Below are 19,111 nucleotides of genomic sequence, written 5' to 3' on the forward strand. Positions count from 1 at the left end.
GCTTCACGCGCGAAGCGCCCTTCAGCGTGATCCCGGACGGCGGGACCCTGCCACCTGCTCCGTACGGACCCGCGCCGCCGGGGCGACGGCGTACGCGGCGATCAGGCCCACTCCGACTCCGAGGGCGTAGCCGGCAACCACCTCCGTGGGCGTGTGCACCCCGAGCATGAGCCGATCGAGGCCGACGACGAGCGAGACCAGCACACCGACCACCAGGAGAAGTCGGCGACGCGCGCGCTGGCGGAGGAACAGAGCCGACAGCACACACGCGGTCGTGACGGCGGCGGCGATGTTCGACGCGTGGCCGCTCGGCATCGCGCTCGACGTGTATTCGATGATCGGGTGCGCCACGACGGGCCTTCCCAGGTCGACGTAGTGCTTGAGCACACTGGTCACGAGCGAGGTGCCGGCGATGACCACCACGACGTACGCGGCCGCCCGACCCTGCCTCCTGATCACCAGCACACCGGCTACGAGGGCCGTCGCGACCGCGCTGGCCACGGTGCCGAAGGCGTAGGAGATCCCCACCAGCGGGCCTTCGAGCCAGGGTGAACCGGCACGCCACGCGTCGGGACCGAGCTGCAGGACGTGGTCCCAGCGGTCGAGGATCTCCGGATGGGCCACGGCCAGGGCGCAGAGGGCCAGGCAGACCGCGGTGCTCGCCGTGCCCCAGGCCAGGAACAGCCGGCGGGTGCGCGTCGTGAACGCGCCGCGGCCCGGTCTCTCGTCCGGTGTCGTCCGGTGTGTGTCGTCGACGGTCATCGGGGTGACCTCCTGCGCGTCGGCTCGATCGGCCGGCCGCGGACCCGGGCACCCCTCAGCAGCTTCGGGCTGGACAAGGGGGCACTCAGAAAGGAGTCGGGATGAAGCGCGGCGGCAGGGCCGGGGCCCTGTAGTCGCCCGGCGCCTGACGCTCCGGGAGCTCGACGTCCTTCGACTCGAGCGGCTCGTAGGGCACCTGGCTCAGCAGGTGGCTGATGACGTTCAGCCGGCCACGCCTCTTGCTGTCCGTGTAGGCGACGTTCCACGGGGCCCACGGGGTGTCGGAAGCGGCGAACATCGCGTCGCGAGCCCGGGAGTAGTCGTACCAGCGGCTGTAGGACTCCAGGTCCATGTCGGAGAGCTTCCACACCTTGCGCGGGTCATGGATCCTGTTCTCGATCCGGCGGGTCTGCTCGTCGGAACCGACCTCGAGCCAGTACTTGAGCAGGATGATGCCCGAGTCGACGATGGCCTTCTCGACGGCAGGGACCTGCTCCAGAAAGCGGTCGGTCTGGGCGGGCGTGCAGAAGCCCATCACCCGCTCGACCCCCGCTCGGTTGTACCAGCTGCGGTCGAAGATCACGACCTCACCGGCCGCCGGGAAGTGCTTGATGTACCGCTGGATGTACATCTGTGACCGCTCCCGGTCAGTCGGCGACGGCAACGCGACCACGCGGAAGACCCGCGGGCTCACGCGCTCGACGATGCGCTTGATCGTGCCGCCCTTGCCGGCCGTGTCCCGCCCCTCGAACACGACACACACCTTGGCACCGGACGCCTTCACCCACTCCTGCATGGCCACGAGCTCCGCCTGCAGCACCGCCAGCTCCGCCTCGTAGGCCTTCCGACCCAGTTTCGCCCCAGCCGAGGACGCGTCGCGCTCACCTGCGGTCCGGGCGCGCAACACCTCGCTGGGGTTCGACTTCATGGCCTTCTTCTTGCTCATCGCTGGCCTCCGGCGCTGCGTCGTCGCGTCTGGGCGTCGTCCGGTCCAGGGTCTCGCCTCGCCGCCCTCGTAGGCTACCTCCGACGCGGTCGCAGCGGTCGAGCCTTCCTCAAACCTCGGCGAACCGCCGAGCGACCGTTCGCGTCCTTGGTTGGTCACCGACCGGCCGACGCACGTGGTCCTCTTCGGGCGATGCGGGTCGTCGCGCAGACGGCTTGGCTGGAGCCGTGCAGCCGTTCGACAGGGCCTACAAGGGTCGCGGTGCGTTCGCGTCCGCGACTCGACCGCCGATCACGACGCGGTACGTTCCCTTCGCGCGGTCCCTCGCGGCGTACACGCGGCCGCGGCTGCGCACGGACCTCGTCGCCGGTGTCACGGTGGCGGCGTTGGCCCTGCCGTCGGCGATGGCCTACGCCGAGCTGGCCGGCGTCCCGGTCAGCGCCGGCCTCTACGCCCTGCTCCTCCCGGTGCTGGCCTACGCGGTCCTCGGGTCGGCGCCCCGGGTGGTGGTCGGCCCGGAGGGCACCGTGTCGCTGTTGATCGCGACCGTGGTCGCGCCGCTGGCCGCCGGCGGCAGCGCCCAGTACGCCGCGCTGGCCTCGTTGCTCGCGATCATGGTGGGGGTCGTCTTCCTGGCGGCCCGGCTGGCCCGCCTCGGCTGGATCGCCGACTACTTCTCGCAGGCGGTCCTCGTCGGCTACATCACCGGCGTCGCCGTCGTGCTGATCCTCGGCCAGCTCGGCAAGCTGCTCGGCGTCTCGAGCGACGCGGAGGGGGCCATCCCCGAGACGGTCGACATCGTCGGCCACCTCGGCAGCGCCAACGGCGCCACGGTCCTCGTGGGTCTCGTCTCGTTGGCCCTGCTGGTCGTCGCCGGTCGGATCAGCAAGCGGCTGCCAGGTGCCCTCGCGGTCGTGATCCTCGGCATCGCCGCGTCCTGGGCCCTGGACCTCGTCGCCCACGGGGTCTCGGTCACCGGGTCCGTGCCGCGGGGACTGCCGTCGCTCGAGCTGCCGGACGTGTCACGCGCAGACCTCGGGACGCTCGTGGTCGCGGCCCTCGCGGTGTTCCTCGTCGCCTTCTCGGACTCCATCCTCACGGCACGCTCTTTCGCCGCGCGCCACCACGAGGTGGTCGACGCCAACCAGGAGCTCCTCGCCTTCGGGGTGGCCCAGATCTCGGCCGGCGTCACGCAGAGCATCCCGGTCGGGACGAGCGGGTCGCGCACCGCGGTCAACGACGACATGGGGGCCACGAGCCAGGTCAGCGGGCTCGCGGCCGCAGGGACGATCGCCGTCATCCTGCTCTTCCTCACTGCGCCGATCGAGTACCTCCCCTCGGCGGTCCTCGGTGCGGTCATCGTGTACGCGGCGGCCAAGCTGATCGACCCGGTGCAGTGGCGCGAGCTGGCCCGCAGCAGCAGGGTCGAGGTCGTCATCGCCGCCATCACGGTCGTGTGCGTCGTGGCGGTCGGGGTCCTGCAGGCGATCATCGTGGCGGTCCTGCTGTCCGTCGCCGACATCGTGCGTCGGGCGGCACGACCCGCCGACGCCGTGCTGGGGTGGTCCGCCCGTGACGACCGCTACGTGGACGTCGCGGACCAGCCCGACGCGGGCGTCAGCGCGGGTGTGGTCGTCTACCGCATCCAGGACCGGCTGTTCTTCGCCAACGCCCACTACTTCAAGCGCCGGCTGTGGGCCGCCGTGGACGGTGCGCCCAAGCCCGTGCGGCACGTGGTGCTCGACGGCTCGTTCATCAGCGACCTCGACGCCAGCGCTGAGGTCGCGCTGCGCGAGGTGCTCGACGGGCTCCGCGAGCGCAACATCGAGCTCCACGTGGCACGGGCGGCGCAGGAGCTGAGGGACCGCCTGGACTCGGTCGGGCTGGTCGAGGCCATCGGCGCCGACCACTTCCACGGCACGGTGACCGCGGCGGTGCAGGCCTGCACGCACTAGCGTTGCGACCATGATCGCCACGGTCTCGAGCCTGTTCATCTATCCCGACTCCGACGCCCCCGGCCAGGAGCTCGCCTCCGTCGAGGTCACCGAGACCGGCCCTGAGGGCAACCGCTCGAAGAAGCATGCCGTACACCTCGTCGCGGTCGACGACTTCGTCGCGACCCACCCCAAGGCCAACATCGTCCTCGACATGGAGTCGTCCGTGCTCGAGAAGCTCGTGGGCCGCATCGTCCGTCTCGGCGAGTGCACGCTCGAGGTGACCCAGACACCCTCGCAGTGCGCCGGCGTCTACGCCCGCGTCGTCGAGCCGGGCGAGGTGTCGGTCGACGACGCGCTGCTCGTCGCCGAGGCCGAGTGAGCACCGGCCCGGCTCACCGGCCCGCGCCGCTCCCCGGCGGGGACGCGACATGACGATCCACACGGAGCACCCGTTCGACACTCCTGACGAGGACCGCGACCCGGTCCGGCGACTGCGGGGGCGCATCGGTGGCACGGTGTCGCTCTGGACGGCAGGCGCAGGCATCGAGCGGGTCGGCCTGACGGTCTCGTCCTACCTCGTCGCCACCGGGAACCCGGGCCGGGTCGTCGGGCTCCTCCATCCCGACTCCGACGTGCTCGACGCCCTCGAGGAGACCGGCACGGCCGTCGTCACGCTCCTCGGTGCGCGTGACGAGCGCCTCGCCGACGTCTTCGCCGGCGTCATGCCCGCGCCCGGCGGGGCCTTCCGGCTCATCGAGTGGGAGCAGACCGAGTGGGGTCCGCGCCCTCGCCACGCCACGACCTGGATGGGCGTGCGCCTCGACCCGGGCAGCCGTCGCGACGTCGGGTGGTCGGTGCTCGTCGAGGCGACGATCGAGCACGCCGAGGTCGGGGTCGAGGACGCCCCGCTCGTGCACCGGCGCGGTCGCTACCAGCGCGCGACCGAGTGACGTACGACTGACGGTGCGGGACGGCATACGACCTCGGGCGGCAGATCGCGCGCGAGATCGCGCAGTGCGTGCGCTCGGGCGATCCGAGCCGCGCGATCTCACGCCGGATCAGGCGGTCCCTGACATCTCCGTCGTCAGCAGGCCCTCGGGGATGCCGAAGGCGTCGACGAGCGTCGTGGCGTGCGGGCGCAGCTCCGCGCAGACCTCGTTGACGAGGGCGGTGAGCGCCTTGGCGCGCGCAGGGCTCAGCCGGTCGTGCTCGAGGTACCACGCCTTGTGGCGCTCGATCGTCGACAGGGCGTAGAGGTCGCAGACCCGGGCGAGCACGGCGCGGGCCTCGTCGTCGGAGCAGGACTCGACCGAGGCGGCGAAGGTCTCGGCGACGGTGCGCTCGACGTGGGCCGTCGCGGCCTCGACGAGGTGGTCCTGCGTCGCGTTGAAGATCGCGAACGCGTCGGCGCCCGGAGCGGTGGCCCGCCGGAGCCGTCGGGCCAGGCCCTCGATGAGGTGCTCCTCGCGTTCGCGCAGCAGGCGCAGCTGGGTGCCGCGGATGCCGAAGGTGACGTCCTCGTCGCGGCCCGGCGCAGCGTCGACGAGCCGCTGGATGATGCCCCGTGCCGACGACCGCTCGATGACGGTGCCGCCGACGAGCCGCGCGCCGAAGCGCACGATGCCGGCCGTGTCGAGGTCGCCGAACGTCGCCTGGTACTCGCCGAGGAGCGACTTGGCGACGAGCTGGAGCAGGACTGTGTTGTCGCCCTCGAAGGTCGTGAAGATGTCGGTGTCGGCCTTGAGCGCGGCGAGGCGGTTGGCCCAGAGGTAGCCGGCACCGCCGCACAGCTCGCGGCACTCCTGGATGGTGTCGGTCGCGTGCCGGGTCGTCAGCACCTTGATCCCGGCGGCCCGGGTCTCGAGCCGGCGCTGGTCCTCCTCGGACGTCGCGCGCCCGGCGAGCACGTCGTCCATGGCGGAGACGAGCTCGTGCTGCGCGAGCTGGAGGGCGTATGCCGTCGCGATCCTCGGCAGCAGGCGCCGCTGGTAGGTCCGGTAGTCGAGGACGGTCGTCTCCTCCTCGGTGCCGGGGGCGGCGAACTGGCGGCGCCCGGCGGCATACGTCGTCGTGACGGCGAGGGCCGAGCGGGCGGCAGCGCCCGCTCCGCCGGCCACCGAGATGCGACCGCGGACGAGCGTGCCGAGCATCGTGAAGAAGCGGCGGCCGGGGTTGTCGATGGGGCTCGTGTAGGTGCCGTCGTCGCCGATGTCGCCGTAGCGGCCGAGCAGGTTGGTGCGCGGCACCCGGACGTGGTCGAAGAGCAGCCGTCCGTTGTCGACGCCGGCGAGTCCGAGCTTCGGACCGCAGTCCTCGATGGTGACACCCCTTGCGGGAGTGCCGGACTCGTCGCGGATCGGGACGAGGACGCAGTGCACGCCGCGGGACTCGCCGTCGACGACGAGCTGCGCGAAGACCGCCGCGAGGCGACCGTCGCGGGCCGCGTTGCCGATGTAGTCCTTGCGTGCCGCGGGCACGGGCGAGTGGACGAGGATCTCGTCGGTCGCCGGGTCGAAGGTCGCGGTCGTCAGCAGGCTCTGCACGTCGCTGCCGTGGCCGGTCTCGGTCATCGCGAAGCAGCCCTGCAGCTCGCCGGCCGTGATGCGGGGCAGGAGGTGGTCGTGGCGGCTCGTACCCAGGAGGGAGACGGCGCCGCCGAAGAGGCCCCACTGGACGCCGGCCTTGACGAAGAGCGAGAGGTCGGTGTGACCGAGCATCTCGAAGGCGGCGACGGCCTCGCCGTAGCGAGCGGTGCCGCCCTGGTGCTCGGGGAAGCCGCGAGCGGCGTACGGCTCCGCGGCCAGGGCTGCGAGCTGGGCGGTGACACGGGAGCGGTGCTCGTCCATCGGCAGCGGGGCCGACGGCGGTCCGAACGTCGCGGCGTCGAGCGCTCGGCAGTGGTCCCGCACCTCCCCGAACGGGCCGTCGAGGTGGGCTCGGAGCGCCGCGGTCAGCGCGGGGCCGGTCTGGGTCGTGGGGTGCTGGCCCGGGTCGCGGTGCTCGGGTGCCGGGGAGCGATCGGGGGCGGGCGAGCCGACGGGGGAGCCGCTGCGTGTGTCGGCAGGGAAGCTCGTGGGGGAGTCTGTGGCCGTGGACATCTCGGTGCCTTCCGGTCTGGACCTCAGGAGGTCGCGGTGGTCGGGGAGGTGGACGTGTGTGTGGAGGAGTGGGCCGTGAGGACGGGGGCGAGCCCGTGCCACGCGAGGTCGGTCAGGGAGTCGACCACGGCGGCGCGCGGGGCGCGGTCGACCTCGGGGGTGGCGAGCCAGTCGTCGGCGACCGCACGCACGGAGCCGACGAGCGCGATCGCCCACGTGCGGGCCCGCGACGGGTCGGTCGCCGGTGACTGCAGCGCCTCGAGGAGCAGGCCGGTCAGCTGGTCGGTCACCTGGTCGACCGTGCCTCCGACGGGGTCGTCGGCGAGCGGGAGGTCGACGAGCGGCCGGTTGACGACGAAGCGGTAGACCTCGGTGTCGGACTCGACGAGGGCAAGGTAGGCCTCGACCGTGGACGCGACGAGCTCGCGGGTGTCCGCCGGCGGTGTGCTCGACCGGCCGAGCGCCGCCCCGACGTTGCCGACGACGCGTCCGTCGATGCGGGCGGCCACGGCGCGGTAGAGACCGGCCTTGTCGTCGAAGTGGCGGTAGATGACGGTCTTGGACGTGCCGGCCTCGGCCGCGATGTCGTCCATCCCGACGCCGGCGCCGTGGGTGCGGATCGCGCGGATCGTCGCGTCGACGAGGGCGGCGCGGCGCTCCTCGCGGTGGCGCTCCCAACGCGAGTCCCGCCCGTCCCGAGGGGCGGCGGGAGCCTGTCCCGGACGATCCAGGTCGTTGTCCATCTCACGAAAGTAACAGGTACTGGCTGTATCGACTACTGCCGGTTTCGGTTATCTTGGTCGAGAACGACAGGTCAGACATCCGACAGCAGGAGAGACCCATGGCTTCCCAGTCCAGCCCACGCGCGCCGCGTCGAGTCGCGGTCCTCGGGGGCAACCGCATCCCCTTCGCCCGGTCCAACGGCCCCTACGCCAAGGCGTCCAACCAGGACATGCTGACCGCGACCGTCGACGGACTCGTGGCCCGCTTCGGGCTCGCGGGGGAGCGGCTCGGCGAGGTCGTGGCCGGCGCGGTCCTCAAGCACAGCCGCGACTTCAACCTCACCCGTGAGACCGTGCTCGGCACCCGCCTCGACCCCGCCACCCCGGCCTACGACGTCCAGCAGGCCTGCGGCACCGGGCTCGAGGCGGCCGTCCTCGTCGCCAACAAGATCGCGCTCGGACAGGTCGACGCCGGCGTCGCCGGTGGCGTCGACAGCGCCAGCGACGCCCCCATCGCCGTGAGCGAGGGCCTGCGGCAGACGCTCCTCGCCGTCAACCGCGCGCGGTCCGCCGGGGAGCGCGCGAAGGCGCTCACGGGCCTGCGCCCGGGTCACCTCGTGCCGGCGATCCCCGAGAACGTCGAGCCCCGCACCGGGCTCTCGATGGGTGAGCACATGGCCCTGACCGCCGCGCAGTGGGGCATCACCCGTGAGGCCCAGGACGAGCTCGCGGCCGCCAGCCACCGGCACCTCGCCGCCGCCTACGAGCGGGGCTTCTTCGACGACCTCGTCACGCCCTACCTCGGCGTCTCGCGCGACACGAACCTCCGCGCCGACTCCACGGTCGAGAAGCTGTCGACCCTCAAGCCGGTCTTCGGCAAGGGCGACGGCGCGACGATGACCGCCGGCAACTCGACCCCCCTGACCGACGGCGCCTCTGCAGTGCTCCTCGCGAGCGAGGAGTGGGCCGCCGAGCACCGGCTGACCCCACTCGCCTGGTTCGTCGACGCCGAGACGGCGGCCGTCGACTACGTCCACGGCGACGAGGGCCTGCTCATGGCCCCGGCGTACGCCGTCCCTCGCCTGCTCGCCCGCAACGGCCTGTCCCTGCAGGACTTCGACTTCTACGAGATCCACGAGGCGTTCGCCGCGACGGTGCTCACGACGCTCAAGGCCTGGGAGGACCCCGACTTCTGTCGGGAGCGCCTCGGCCTCGACGCGCCGCTCGGCTCCATCGACCGCGGCAGGCTCAACGTCAACGGGTCCTCGCTCGCCGCGGGCCACCCCTTCGCCGCGACGGGCGGTCGCATCGTGGCCTCGCTCGCGAAGCAGCTCAAGGAGGCCGGCGGAGGCCGAGGTCTCATCTCCATCTGCGCTGCCGGTGGGCAGGGCGTCGTCGCGATCCTGGAGGCATGAGCATGACCGACCTCTTCACGACCATCGTCAGCTCGCCCGTGGCCCGAAGGGTCGGCGTGCCACAGCCGACCCGGCTGCGCCGCTACGAGCCCGGTATGCCGCTCTGCGAGGGGCCGGTGCTCGTCGCGGGCGGCGGGCGCTTCGCCGACGGCATCGCCGCCTGGCTCGGGGGTGAGGGGGTGGCCGCGGTGTCCACGCTGCCCGACTCGGGCGACAAGGTCGGGGCCGTGGTGCTCGACCTCAGCGCCGCCACCGACCCGGCCGAGCTCGACCAGCTGCGCCTGCTCGGCGCCCCCGCTGTCAAGGCGCTCAGGCGCAACGGTCGCGTCGTGGTCATCGGCACGGACCCGGCGACCCTGACGGACGTCGCCGAGGTGACGACCCAACGTGCCCTCGAGGGCGCCGTGCGCTCCATCGGCAAGGAGCTGCGTTCGGGAGCGACGGCGAACCTCGTTCTCGCGCAGGGGGATGCACGCGACGGCGTGAGATCCGCCGTCGAGTTCTTCCTGTCCGGACGCTCGGCCTACGTCGACGGCCAGGTGGTCCGGGTCGACGAGTCCACGAGCGTCGACGTCGACGCGCTGCGACCGCTCGACGGCAAGGTGGCCGTCGTGACCGGCGCCGCACGAGGCATCGGTGCCGAGATCGCCCGCGTGCTGGCCCGTGACGGCGCGACGGTCGTCGCCGTCGACGTCCCGTCGGCCGGGGACGCGCTGGCCAAGGTGGCCAACGAAGTCAGGGGCACGGCGCTCCAGCTCGACGTCACGGCGGACGATGCGGGCTCCCGCATCGTCGAGCACGCCACGACGCGGCACGGCGGCCTCGACGTCGTCGTGCACAACGCCGGCATCACGCGCGACAAGCTCTTCGTCAACATGGACGACGACCGCTGGCGCAGCGTCATGGAGGTCAACCTCCGCTCGGTCCTGCGGATGAACGACGCGATCCTGGGCGAGGGCGGACTCGCCGACGGCGGCCGCATCGTCTGCGTCGCCTCGATCGCGGGCATCGCCGGCAACCGCGGCCAGACGAACTACGGCGCGAGCAAGGCCGGTGTCATCGGCCTCGTCACCGCGCTCTCGCGCCAGGTCGCGGGCCGCGGGATCACGGTCAACGCCGTCGCGCCCGGCTTCATCGAGACGGAGATGACGGCGCGGATCCCTTTCGCCACGAGGGAGATCGGGCGCCGGATGAACTCCCTCCAGCAGGGAGGGCACCCGAAGGACGTCGCCGAGACCATCGCCTGGTTCGCCCAGCCCGGGTCCGCCGCCGTCACGGGGCAGGTGGTCCGCGTCTGCGGCCAGAGCCTGCTCGGGGCGTGAGCGCCCATGACCAAGGAGATCACCCTCGACGCGGCGCCCGACCTGCGCCGCATCTACGCCACGGCCGCGCTCCGCAGGGGCAACGCGAGCGACGCGCTGCCCGACGTCCGCTGGTCACGGGCCGGCATACGCGTCGACGTCGACGACCTCGTCGCCTACGCCCACGTGTGCCGTTTCCCGGTGTCCGGCACGTTGCCGCCCACCTACCCGCACCTCGTCGCGTTCCCGCTCCAGATGGCGGTCATGAGCGGCGACCGCTTCCCCCTCCCGCTGCTCGGTGCCGTCCACGTCGAGAACCGCATCGAGGCACTGCGACCCGTCCAGCTCGACGAGCCGCTGGACGTCTCGGTCTGGGCGCAGGACCTCCGACCTCACCGCCGCGGCCGGCAGGTCGACCTCGTGTCCGAGGTCGGGGTGCGGGGCGAGGTCGTGTGGCGCGGTGTGAGCACCTACCTCTCACGCGGGGCCGAGCACCCCGACGCCGAGCCGTCCGAACCACCGTCGACCGACCCGCTCGCTGCCGTCACGACGGGGCCGCTGTGGCGCTTGGGCGAGGGCACGGGACGGGCGTATGCCGCCGTGTCGGGTGACTGGAACCCCATCCACGTGCACGCGCTGACGGCCAAGCCGCTCGGTTTCCCGAGCGCCATCGCCCACGGGATGTACTCCTACGCCAGGGTGCTCGCCGCACTCGGACCGCGACTGCCGGAGGCCGGGCTCACGAGCCGCGTGTGGTTCCGCAAGCCGGTGCGGCTGCCGTCGTCGGTGCGACTGCGCACGGCGTTCGAGGCGTCGCGCACGCTCTCGGTCCTCGAGCACGCCAAGGGCGAGATCGAGCACGCCGTCGTCGAGAACACCTGGTGACCGGCGACGGCGCTGCTCACGGCGCCGCTCACCGTGAGGCGTCGGCGGCGAGGTCCTGGACGAGCCGGTACACCCCGCTCTGCACGACGTAGCCCAGCTCGGCGTTGATCCGGCGGATCCCGGCGTTGTGCTCCTCGTTGTTCGTCCGGGCCTTCGTCGCGCCTGCCCCGGTCGCGGCCACGTGCGCCTGCTGCTTGACGAGGCGCATGAGGCCGCGGCCCCGGAACGTGGGGTCGATGCCGCTGTAGGCGATGAAGAGCTCGCCTGCGCTGACCGTCCCGTAGGAGATCCCGGCGGGGGTACCGTCGACGCGCGCGACGACGCAGATCGGGATGTCGCCGTTCGTCGTCATCGTGCGGAACTTCTCGAGCGTCATGACGAAGCCGACCGCCGCCTCGGGGTTGGTCTGGCTCGCCCGGAGCATGGCCTCGACCGCGCCCTCGTCGTCGAACTCGAGGTCAGGGACCTCCTCGAGGTCGACCCCTGCCGGCACGACGGGGGCCTCGGGCGGGTGCTCGACGAGGTCGAGGGCCGAGTCGATGGCGTGCTCCTCGACGCCGAAACCCCAGTGGCGGACGATCTCGAGCGACCTCGGCTCGTCGTCGTAGACCCCTCCGCCGAGCCGTCGGGTCGTGTCCGGGACGTGGGGGAGCAGGAACCGGCGCAGGGCGCTTCCCACACCGTGGCCCTCGTGGTCACGGGCGACGACGACCCGGAGCATCGACCGGTCCGGCGGTGCGAACGTGGGCCGCAGCGACAGGCCCACACCGAGCAGGTGCTCGTCGTCGTCCCTCGCGACGGCCACGACGAGATGGGTGAACACCTCGGGCGACTCGAACGGCCAGGCCACCTCGGCCCTCGTCAGGTGCTGCAGCCGAGCGCCGACGAGCTCGATGACGTCCTGGTGGGCAGCGGGCGACGCCAACGTCACGGTGACGGACGTGGTCATCTAGGCCCCCGGCCGCCAGACCCAGTTGCGGCGGTCGTAGACCTCGACGAAGCCAGAGCGCAGCATGTTGTGGAGCGACGGGTTGTGGGCTCCCTCGAGCTCCTGCCACGTCTCCGCGCTCATCCACGTGCAGCCGGCCGCGCGAGCCGCCTCGACCCGCAGCTGCATGAAGGCCGACTGGGCACCACGGCCGCGCGCCTCGGAAAGCGTCGCCGCCCCGCAGAAGGCAGCCGCGGGTCCCGCGACGTGCAGGTTCGCGGCGGCCACGAGCTCATCCCCGTCCCAGGCGCCGTAGGCGGTGAACCCCGGCCCGCTGCCCCCGGCGGCGGCGAACATCGAGAGCAGGTGCGGCTCGGGCGGCATCCCGAAGCCGCCGGCGAAGACGCGGGCGTACGCCTCGGCGTCCTCGGGGCCGATCGTGCCCACCCGGAGGTCGGTCGTCGACGGGGTCGTCGGCGTGGCCGCCGGCCGGAGCAGCTTGGCCCAGACGGACCCACCCACGATGCCGTGGCGCACGCAGATGTCGTCCCAGTCGGCCGGGAGAGCGGCAGGCGCGACCTGTAGGCAGAGGGCCGGGGCGCCGGCGGACGCGTAGAGGTCGACGAGGTGCGCCACGAGCGAGTCCGTGACCGGCTCGGTGACGCCGAAGCCGAGGGCCTTGTTCCAGTAGCCGCCCGTGGGGTCGTTGGCCATGACGACGGCCACGCCACCGGCGAGGCGTTCGGACCGCATGCCCAGCGCGGCCTTCGCCTCGGCGGGTGCGCCGTCGTGCAGCGCGATCATGAACTCCGCCTCGGCCGTCTCGGCGAGGGCGAGCGCCGTCGCCCGGTCGAGCCCGAGCGACTCCCACCCGGGCACCGGCGGCACCGGCACGGGTGGCTCGGCCGGCTCGGCCGCCTCGGCCGGTGGTGACGGGCTGTCGGTCGTCTGCTCCACTGGCGTCCCCTCCTGTGCCGGGGCGCGCTCCGAGACGGCCGCCGGGCTCACCAGTATCCGCTCGGGAGCCGTCCCGCGAGGCCAGTTCGGGCCAGCCGAGTGGTCCCACGACCAAACCGTGTCGCCCGGTCCCGCGACGCCTCGATACGCTTGCACGAGCCGCCTGCAGCGGCAGCCCCCACGACCCGCCGCCCGCCGGCGGGTCCCGTTCGAACGAGGAGCACCAACCGTGTCTGCACAGATCACCGTCACCGTCGCCGGAAGCGAGCGAGCGGTAGCGGAGCAGACGACGGCGGGTGAGCTCTTCGAGGGTGACCGCGCCGTCGTCGTCGCGCGCGTCAACGGTCAGCTGCGCGACCTCTTCCACGCCCTCGCCGACGGCGACGTCGTTGAGCCCGTCACGGTCGACAGCGAGGACGGCCTGGCCGTCCTGCGCCACTCGACGGCCCACGTGCTCGCCCAGGCCGTCCAGTCGCTCCACGCCGACGCCAAGCTCGGCATCGGCCCGCCCATCCGTGACGGCTTCTACTACGACTTCGACGTCGAGACCCCGTTCCACCCCGATGACCTCAAGGCCCTCGAGAAGGCCATGCAGAAGATCATCAACGAGGGGCAGACCTTCGAGCGACGCGTCGTCACCGACGCCGACGCGCTCGTGGAGCTCAAGGACGAGCCCTACAAGTGCGAGCTCGTCGGACTCAAGGGCGGCAACGCCGACGAGGCGGCCGAGGGCGCCGGGGTCGAGGTCGGAGCAGGCGAGCTGACGATCTACGACAACATCCGACGTGACGGCACCCGCGCGTGGGGTGACCTGTGCCGCGGCCCGCACATCCCGAGCACCAAGCTCATCGGCAACGCCTTCAAGCTGATGCGCTCGGCGGCTGCCTACTGGCGCGGCTCGGAGAAGAACCCGCAGCTCCAGCGTGTCTATGGCACCGCGTGGCCGACCAAGGACGAGCTCAAGGCCTACCTCGACCGCCTCGCCGAGGCCGAGCGCCGCGACCACCGTCGCATCGGCGCCGAGATGGATCTCTTCAGCTTCCCCGACGAGCTCGGCTCGGGCCTCGTGGTCTTCCACCCCAAGGGCGGCGTCATCAAGCGTGAGATGGAGGACTACGTCCGGCGCCGGCACATCGAGGAGGGCTTCTCCTACGTCGGCACGCCGCACATCAGCAAGGAGGCGCTCTTCCACACCTCCGGGCACCTGCCGTACTACGCCGACACGATGTTCCCGCCGATGGAGCTCGAGGGCGCGAAGTACCAGCTCAAGGCGATGAGCTGCCCCATGCACAACCTCATCTACCAGTCGCGGGGCCGTTCCTACCGCGAGCTGCCGCTGCGCCTCTTCGAGTTCGGCGGCGTCTACCGCTACGAGAAGTCCGGCGTCGTGCACGGCCTGACCCGGGTGCGGGGCATGACGCAGGACGACTCGCACAGCTACGTCACCGCCGAGCAGGCGCCGGCCGAGATCAAGCACCTGCTCGACTTCGTGCTCGGCCTACTGGGGGACTTCGGCCTCGACGACTTCTACCTCGAGCTGTCGACCCGCGACACCGAGGGCGAGAAGTCCTCGAAGTTCATCGGCTCCGACGAACAGTGGGAGGCGGCGACCAAGGTTCTCGAGGAGGTCGCCACCGCCTCCGGTCTCGAGCTCGTGCCCGACCCGGGCGGCGCGGCCTTCTACGGTCCGAAGATCTCGGTGCAGGCGCGCGACGCCATCGGCCGCACCTGGCAGATGTCGACGATCCAGTACGACTTCAACCAGCCCGAGCGCTTCGGCCTCGAGTACCAGGCCGCCGACGGGTCGCGCCAGCAGCCGGTCATGATCCACTCGGCGAAGTTCGGCTCGATCGAGCGCTTCCTCGGGGTCCTCGTCGAGCACTACGCCGGCGCCTTCCCGGTCTGGCTCGCACCGGTCCAGGCCCTCGGAGTGCCGGTCGCCGAGGACTACGCCGACTACCTCGGCGAGGTCCTCGACCGCCTGAAGCGCAAGGGAGTCCGCGTCGAGCTCGACGCGAGCGACGACCGCTTCCCGAAGAAGATCCGCAACGCGAGCAAGTCGAAGGTGCCCTTCACGCTCATCGCGGGCGAGGACGACCGCGCCGCCGGCGCCGTCTCGTTCCGCTACCGCGACGGCTCGCAGAAGAACGGCGTGCCGGTCGACGACGCCATCAGCGAGATCCTCGCCGCGATCGAGAGCCGCGCGCAGGTCTGAGCGCCGTCCCCGACCGGAGCCACGGACGTATGCCGTCGGGCCGGGTGCCCCTCACCGGGCCCCGGCCCGACGGCATACGTCCGCTTCTGTCCGATGTCGCACGTCCATCGGACAGGACACCGGCCACCGGTTGACCGCCGCGCCGGTCGTCACGAGTCTCGGGCAGGACATCGTCGTCGCCCGTGAAGGAACCTCCATGCGCACCGTGCTCCGCTCGCTCGGCACCGCCGTCCTCGCCGCCGCCGTCCTCGGCCCCGTCCTGCCCTCCGGGGCGCCACCCGCGGCGGCCGCTCCGGCCGAGCGGCTCGTCGACGCGGTCAACCCGTTCATCGGCACCCAGGACAACGGCAACACCTTCCCTGGGGCCAGCGCCCCGTTCGGGATGGTGCAGGTGAGTCCCGACACCGGGGGAGAGGGGGGCTACGACCACTCCCAGCGCTCGATCTACGGCTTCAGCCAGACCCACCTGTCGGGCGTCGGATGCCCGGTGGTCGGCGAGCTGCCGGTGATGCCGACGACCGGCTCCCTGACGAGCGTGGACCCGGACCGCTACCGGTCCACCTACAGCCACGCCGACGAGGAGGCCGAGCCCGGCTACTACCGCGTCGGTCTGGCGACCCACGGAGTCCAGGCCGAGCTGACCGCCACCGACCGCACCGGCTGGCAGCGCTACACGTTCCCGGCCGACAAGCAGCCGAACGTCCTGCTCAACACCGGCAAGGCCAACATGCGAGTCTTCGACTCCGAGGTGCACGTCGTCGGTGACCGGGTCGTCGAGGGCCGGATCCACGACGGCAACTTCTGCGCGGGCAAGGACGAGCACACCGTGTGGTTCCGTGCCGAGTTCGACCGCCCGTTCAGCTCGTTCGGCACGTGGAGCGGGTCGACGCTGACGTCGGGCGCCCGGGACGCCTCGACGAAGGACGGCGGCAACGGCGCCGCGGTCACCTTCCCGACCGGCACGACGTCGGTGACGATGAAGGTCGCCCTCAGCTACACCGGCCCCGAGGGCGCGCGGACCAACCTGACCAGCGAGACCGGTGACTCGTTCGACTTCGACGCCACCCGAGCCGCGCTCGGGCAGCGGTGGGAGTCCGAGCTCGACAAGGCGCGCGTGACCGGCGGCACGAGCGAGCGCCGCACCGCCTACTACACAGCGCTCTACCACTCGCTCATGCACCCGAACCTCGCGTCCGACGTCGACGGTCGCTACCACGGCTGGGACGGGAAGAACCACGTGGCGCAGGGCTACACCCCGCGTCAGAACTTCTCGCTGTGGGACACCTACCGCCCGCAGAACCAGCTGCTCGAGGTCCTGGCGCCCGACGTGGCCCGCGACTCGTACCTGTCCGTGCTCGCCATCGGTCGCGAGGGCGGGTGGCTGCCCCGTTGGGCGCTCGTCAACAGCGAGACCAACATCATGACCGGCGACCCCGTCACCCCGTTCCTCGTCGAGGGCTGGAGCAAGGGCTTCCTCGCCGGCCACGAGGCGGAGGCGTACGCGCTGCTCAAGCAGAACGCGACCGAGCGCCCGCCGGCCGACAGCCAGTACAACGGCCGCGCCGGGCAGCACTGGTACGAGAAGCTCGGCTACATCCCGTTCGGTCTGGACGTGGGCACCGACTGCGTGTCGCACGGCGGGGACAACGACTGCGCCCACCCGGCCTCGGCGACGATGGAGTACTCCGCCGCCGACGCGTCACTCGCGCTGATGGCCAAGGGACTGGGCCACACCGCCGACGCGGCGATGCTCACCGAGCGCAGCGGCTGGTACCGCAACCTCTGGGACGCGGGGACGCAGACGTTCCGCCCACGCCTGGCCGACGGGACGTGGCTCGACCCGTACGACCCCGTCGAGGCGTCCCACGCCTTCCACGAGGGCGGCTCGTACCAGTACCAGTGGCTCGTCCCGCAGGACCCGGCCGGCCTGACCCGCCTCATGGGTGGTCGGGCGGCGACCGAGAAGCGCCTCGACGACTTCTTCGCCTACCCGAAGCTGCTCACCGACCCGGCCGGCACTGCACGCACCGACTGGATCGAGGCGACCTACGCCTACTACAGCAAGCCCACCTACAACCCGAACAACGAGCCCGACCTGCTCGCGCCGTACGTCTACGCCTGGGTCCAGCAGCCCGCCAAGATCGCGACGGTGGCGCGGGCGGCCTTCACCCTCTTCACCGACGGCCCCGACGGCATGACCGGCAACGACGACCTCGGCACGATGTCGGCGTGGTACGTCTTCTCGTCCTGGGGGCTCTACCCGACGATGAGCGGGTCGAACGTCTTCGTCGTCAGCTCGCCCCAGTTCGAGCGCGTCGACGTCGCCGTCGCCTCACCGACGTCGGTGCGCACCGGACAGGGCGGTCACCTGACGATCACCGCACCCGGTGTCTCCGACGACCGGCGCTACGTCCAGAGCCTCACGGTCGGCGGGACGAAGAGCACGAAGAGCTGGGTCGGCTGGGACGCCATCCGACACGGTGGGTCCATCGCGCACACGGTGGGCACGACCCCGAGCCGGTGGGGCACGACGCCGGCCGACGTGCCGCCGTCGGCCGTGCAGGCCGGACGCGACCCGCGCCTGTCGCTCTCGATGGCCGCTCGTCCGAACCCCGTGGTCGTGCCGACCGGGGCGCGTGAGGCCCGCCTCACCGTCGACCTCGTGGGCCAGGCCCCCAAGAGCCTGCCCGTCGACGTGTCCGTGACGGCCCCCGCAGGCTGGACGGCCGACGTGGGTTCCGGCGACGAGGGCGCCGCCGTGCTGCACAGCGACGGCGTCCCCGCGAGCGCGACGGTGCCGGTGACCCTGCGCCTCCCCGCCGGCCTGGGGGTGGGGGACCACGAGGTGGTCGTCACCGCCACGGCACCCGGTGTCGATCCCGTGACGCGCACCGTGCCCGTTCAGGTCCGCGAGGCCCTCGACTGCGTCGGCGGCGCACCGAGATGCGCCGTGGACCTGGCGCCGGCCCGCAACCACGACGGCACGGCGACCGTCGCCGCACCGAGCGAGGGCAACTTCGACGGCAGCGGCTGGAGCTACGACGCCGCCCTGCTGCCAACCCCGGGCCCGTGGGTGCACGACGGGACCACGTATGCCGCTCCGGTCACCTCCGGTACGACGCCGAACTTCGTCGAGGGACGCGGTCAGACGCTGCTCGTGCAGGCCGGCAGCCGCTCCACGATCCATCTCGTCGGGTCGACGCACAACGGCGACGTGGGGACGGCCCTGCGCCTGACCTACACGGACGGCAGCGTCCAGTCCGTCCCGGTCGCGCTGACCGACTGGGCCGCGGGCAGCGGGCACAACGGCAACACGGTGGCGATCGCCATGGACCATCGGATCAAGGGCGGTGCGGGTGTCGACGGACCTCCGGTCCAGATCTTCGGCACGGCGGTCGCCGTCGACCCCGCCCGGCAGCTCCAGGCCGTCACCCTGCCCGCCGACGACCGCTTCGAGGTGTACGCCCTGACGCTCCGCTGACGGGTCTGAAGGCCCTCCCGCGGGCGAGGGGGCGGCGTGTCAGGGCGACACGCCGCCCCCTCCGGGTCGCGGTGAAGAAACTGCCGACAAGGGCTTGCGCGCCGACGTCCGCGGGGTTACAAATGAGGAACCGAACCGCTTCGGCGGATCGGTTTCCGAATCGCTTCGGCGAGGACGAACAGAAGGCCCGGGAACTCATACTTCCCGGGCCTTCACCTTCCGTCGCACCGGTCGACCGACGAGTCCGTCGAGGCCTGCGCGTCCGAGGATCCCGGCCCTGCGGCTCTCACACCCGCAGGGCTGTTCCCTGTCCGGGTCCTGTCGAGGTCCCGGGTACGACGAAGGCCCTGCGGTCTCACACACCGCAGGGCCGACTCCATTGAACCGAAGCTCGGGCCGATGGGGAAATCGACACGCGGCAGGCGGGTCGTCGCGCGTCGCGGGCGTCGTCCTAGGATCAGTCA

14 protein-coding genes are annotated in these 19,111 nt (G+C 71.9%); 8 read left to right on the forward strand and 6 right to left on the reverse strand.

Translation table 11 applies throughout. The features are described from left to right. Positions 1–21 precede the first annotated feature (21 nt). Positions 22–762 (reverse strand): phosphatase PAP2 family protein, encoded by a 741-nt coding sequence (locus ASE25_RS11125; RefSeq protein ID WP_056825337.1) that lies wholly within the window; start codon positions 760–762, stop codon positions 22–24. 85 nt (positions 763–847) lie between these two features. Then, the gene (gene ppk2, locus ASE25_RS11130) at positions 848–1,708 is read right to left on the reverse strand and encodes a polyphosphate kinase 2 (RefSeq protein ID WP_056825339.1); all 861 of its coding nucleotides are present in this window, start codon (positions 1,706–1,708) and stop codon (positions 848–850) included. 227 nt (positions 1,709–1,935) lie between these two features. On the opposite strand from ppk2, the gene ASE25_RS11135 reads away from it, so the two are divergent. From ASE25_RS11135 to ASE25_RS11145, 3 genes are read left to right on the forward strand one after another with little or no spacing between them, the layout of a single operon-like run. Next, positions 1,936–3,663, forward strand: coding sequence for a SulP family inorganic anion transporter (locus ASE25_RS11135; protein ID WP_162260606.1), 1,728 nt, complete (start codon positions 1,936–1,938; stop codon positions 3,661–3,663). Positions 3,664–3,673: 10 nt separating this feature from the next. Beyond that, a complete protein-coding gene (locus ASE25_RS11140) occupies positions 3,674–4,024 on the forward strand; it encodes an MOSC domain-containing protein (protein ID WP_056777270.1) in 351 nt (116 codons plus the stop codon). A 49-nt stretch (positions 4,025–4,073) separates the two neighbouring features. Then, positions 4,074–4,595 carry a flavin reductase family protein gene (locus tag ASE25_RS11145; RefSeq protein ID WP_056825341.1) on the forward strand — a complete coding sequence of 174 codons (522 nt, stop codon included), beginning with the start codon at positions 4,074–4,076 and terminating at the stop codon, positions 4,593–4,595. Positions 4,596–4,703: 108 nt separating this feature from the next. On the opposite strand, the gene ASE25_RS11150 is transcribed toward ASE25_RS11145, so the two are convergent. After that, a complete protein-coding gene (locus ASE25_RS11150) occupies positions 4,704–6,743 on the reverse strand; it encodes an acyl-CoA dehydrogenase (RefSeq protein WP_200959061.1) in 2,040 nt (679 codons plus the stop codon). A 23-nt stretch (positions 6,744–6,766) separates the two neighbouring features. Then, the gene (locus tag ASE25_RS11155) at positions 6,767–7,486 is read right to left on the reverse strand and encodes a TetR/AcrR family transcriptional regulator (protein WP_056825343.1); all 720 of its coding nucleotides are present in this window, start codon (positions 7,484–7,486) and stop codon (positions 6,767–6,769) included. A gap of 98 nt (positions 7,487–7,584) precedes the next feature. On the opposite strand from ASE25_RS11155, the gene ASE25_RS11160 reads away from it, so the two are divergent. From ASE25_RS11160 to ASE25_RS11170, 3 genes are read left to right on the forward strand one after another with little or no spacing between them, the layout of a single operon-like run. Further along, entirely contained in the window at positions 7,585–8,880 is a 1,296-nt protein-coding gene (locus ASE25_RS11160) for an acetyl-CoA C-acetyltransferase (protein WP_056825344.1), read from the forward strand. 2 nt (positions 8,881–8,882) lie between these two features. After that, on the forward strand, positions 8,883–10,202 hold the full coding sequence (locus ASE25_RS11165; protein ID WP_056825347.1) for a 3-oxoacyl-ACP reductase: 1,320 nt from the start codon (positions 8,883–8,885) through the stop codon (positions 10,200–10,202). Positions 10,203–10,208: 6 nt separating this feature from the next. Next, the gene (locus ASE25_RS11170; protein WP_056825349.1) at positions 10,209–11,066 is read left to right on the forward strand and encodes a MaoC/PaaZ C-terminal domain-containing protein; all 858 of its coding nucleotides are present in this window, start codon (positions 10,209–10,211) and stop codon (positions 11,064–11,066) included. 28 nt (positions 11,067–11,094) lie between these two features. On the opposite strand, the gene ASE25_RS11175 is transcribed toward ASE25_RS11170, so the two are convergent. Next, a complete protein-coding gene (locus ASE25_RS11175; RefSeq protein ID WP_056825350.1) occupies positions 11,095–12,015 on the reverse strand; it encodes a hypothetical protein in 921 nt (306 codons plus the stop codon). After that, positions 12,016–12,951: a GCN5 family acetyltransferase gene (locus ASE25_RS11180; protein ID WP_056825352.1), complete on the reverse strand. Its 936-nt coding sequence runs from the start codon at positions 12,949–12,951 to the stop codon at positions 12,016–12,018. Between the two features lie 229 nt (positions 12,952–13,180). Here ASE25_RS11180 and thrS point away from each other — a divergent pair, with 229 nt between their 5' ends. Together thrS and ASE25_RS11190 are read left to right on the forward strand one after the other, a co-directional pair. Continuing rightward, positions 13,181–15,166 (forward strand): threonine--tRNA ligase, encoded by a 1,986-nt coding sequence (thrS, locus tag ASE25_RS11185; protein ID WP_056825354.1) that lies wholly within the window; start codon positions 13,181–13,183, stop codon positions 15,164–15,166. Between the two features lie 196 nt (positions 15,167–15,362). Next, positions 15,363–18,647 (forward strand): GH92 family glycosyl hydrolase, encoded by a 3,285-nt coding sequence (locus ASE25_RS11190; RefSeq protein WP_056825762.1) that lies wholly within the window; start codon positions 15,363–15,365, stop codon positions 18,645–18,647. The last annotated feature ends 464 nt before the right edge of the window (positions 18,648–19,111 follow it).

The sequence above is a fragment of the Terrabacter sp. Root85 genome (assembly GCF_001429185.1).
Lineage (GTDB): Bacteria > Actinomycetota > Actinomycetes > Actinomycetales > Dermatophilaceae > Terrabacter.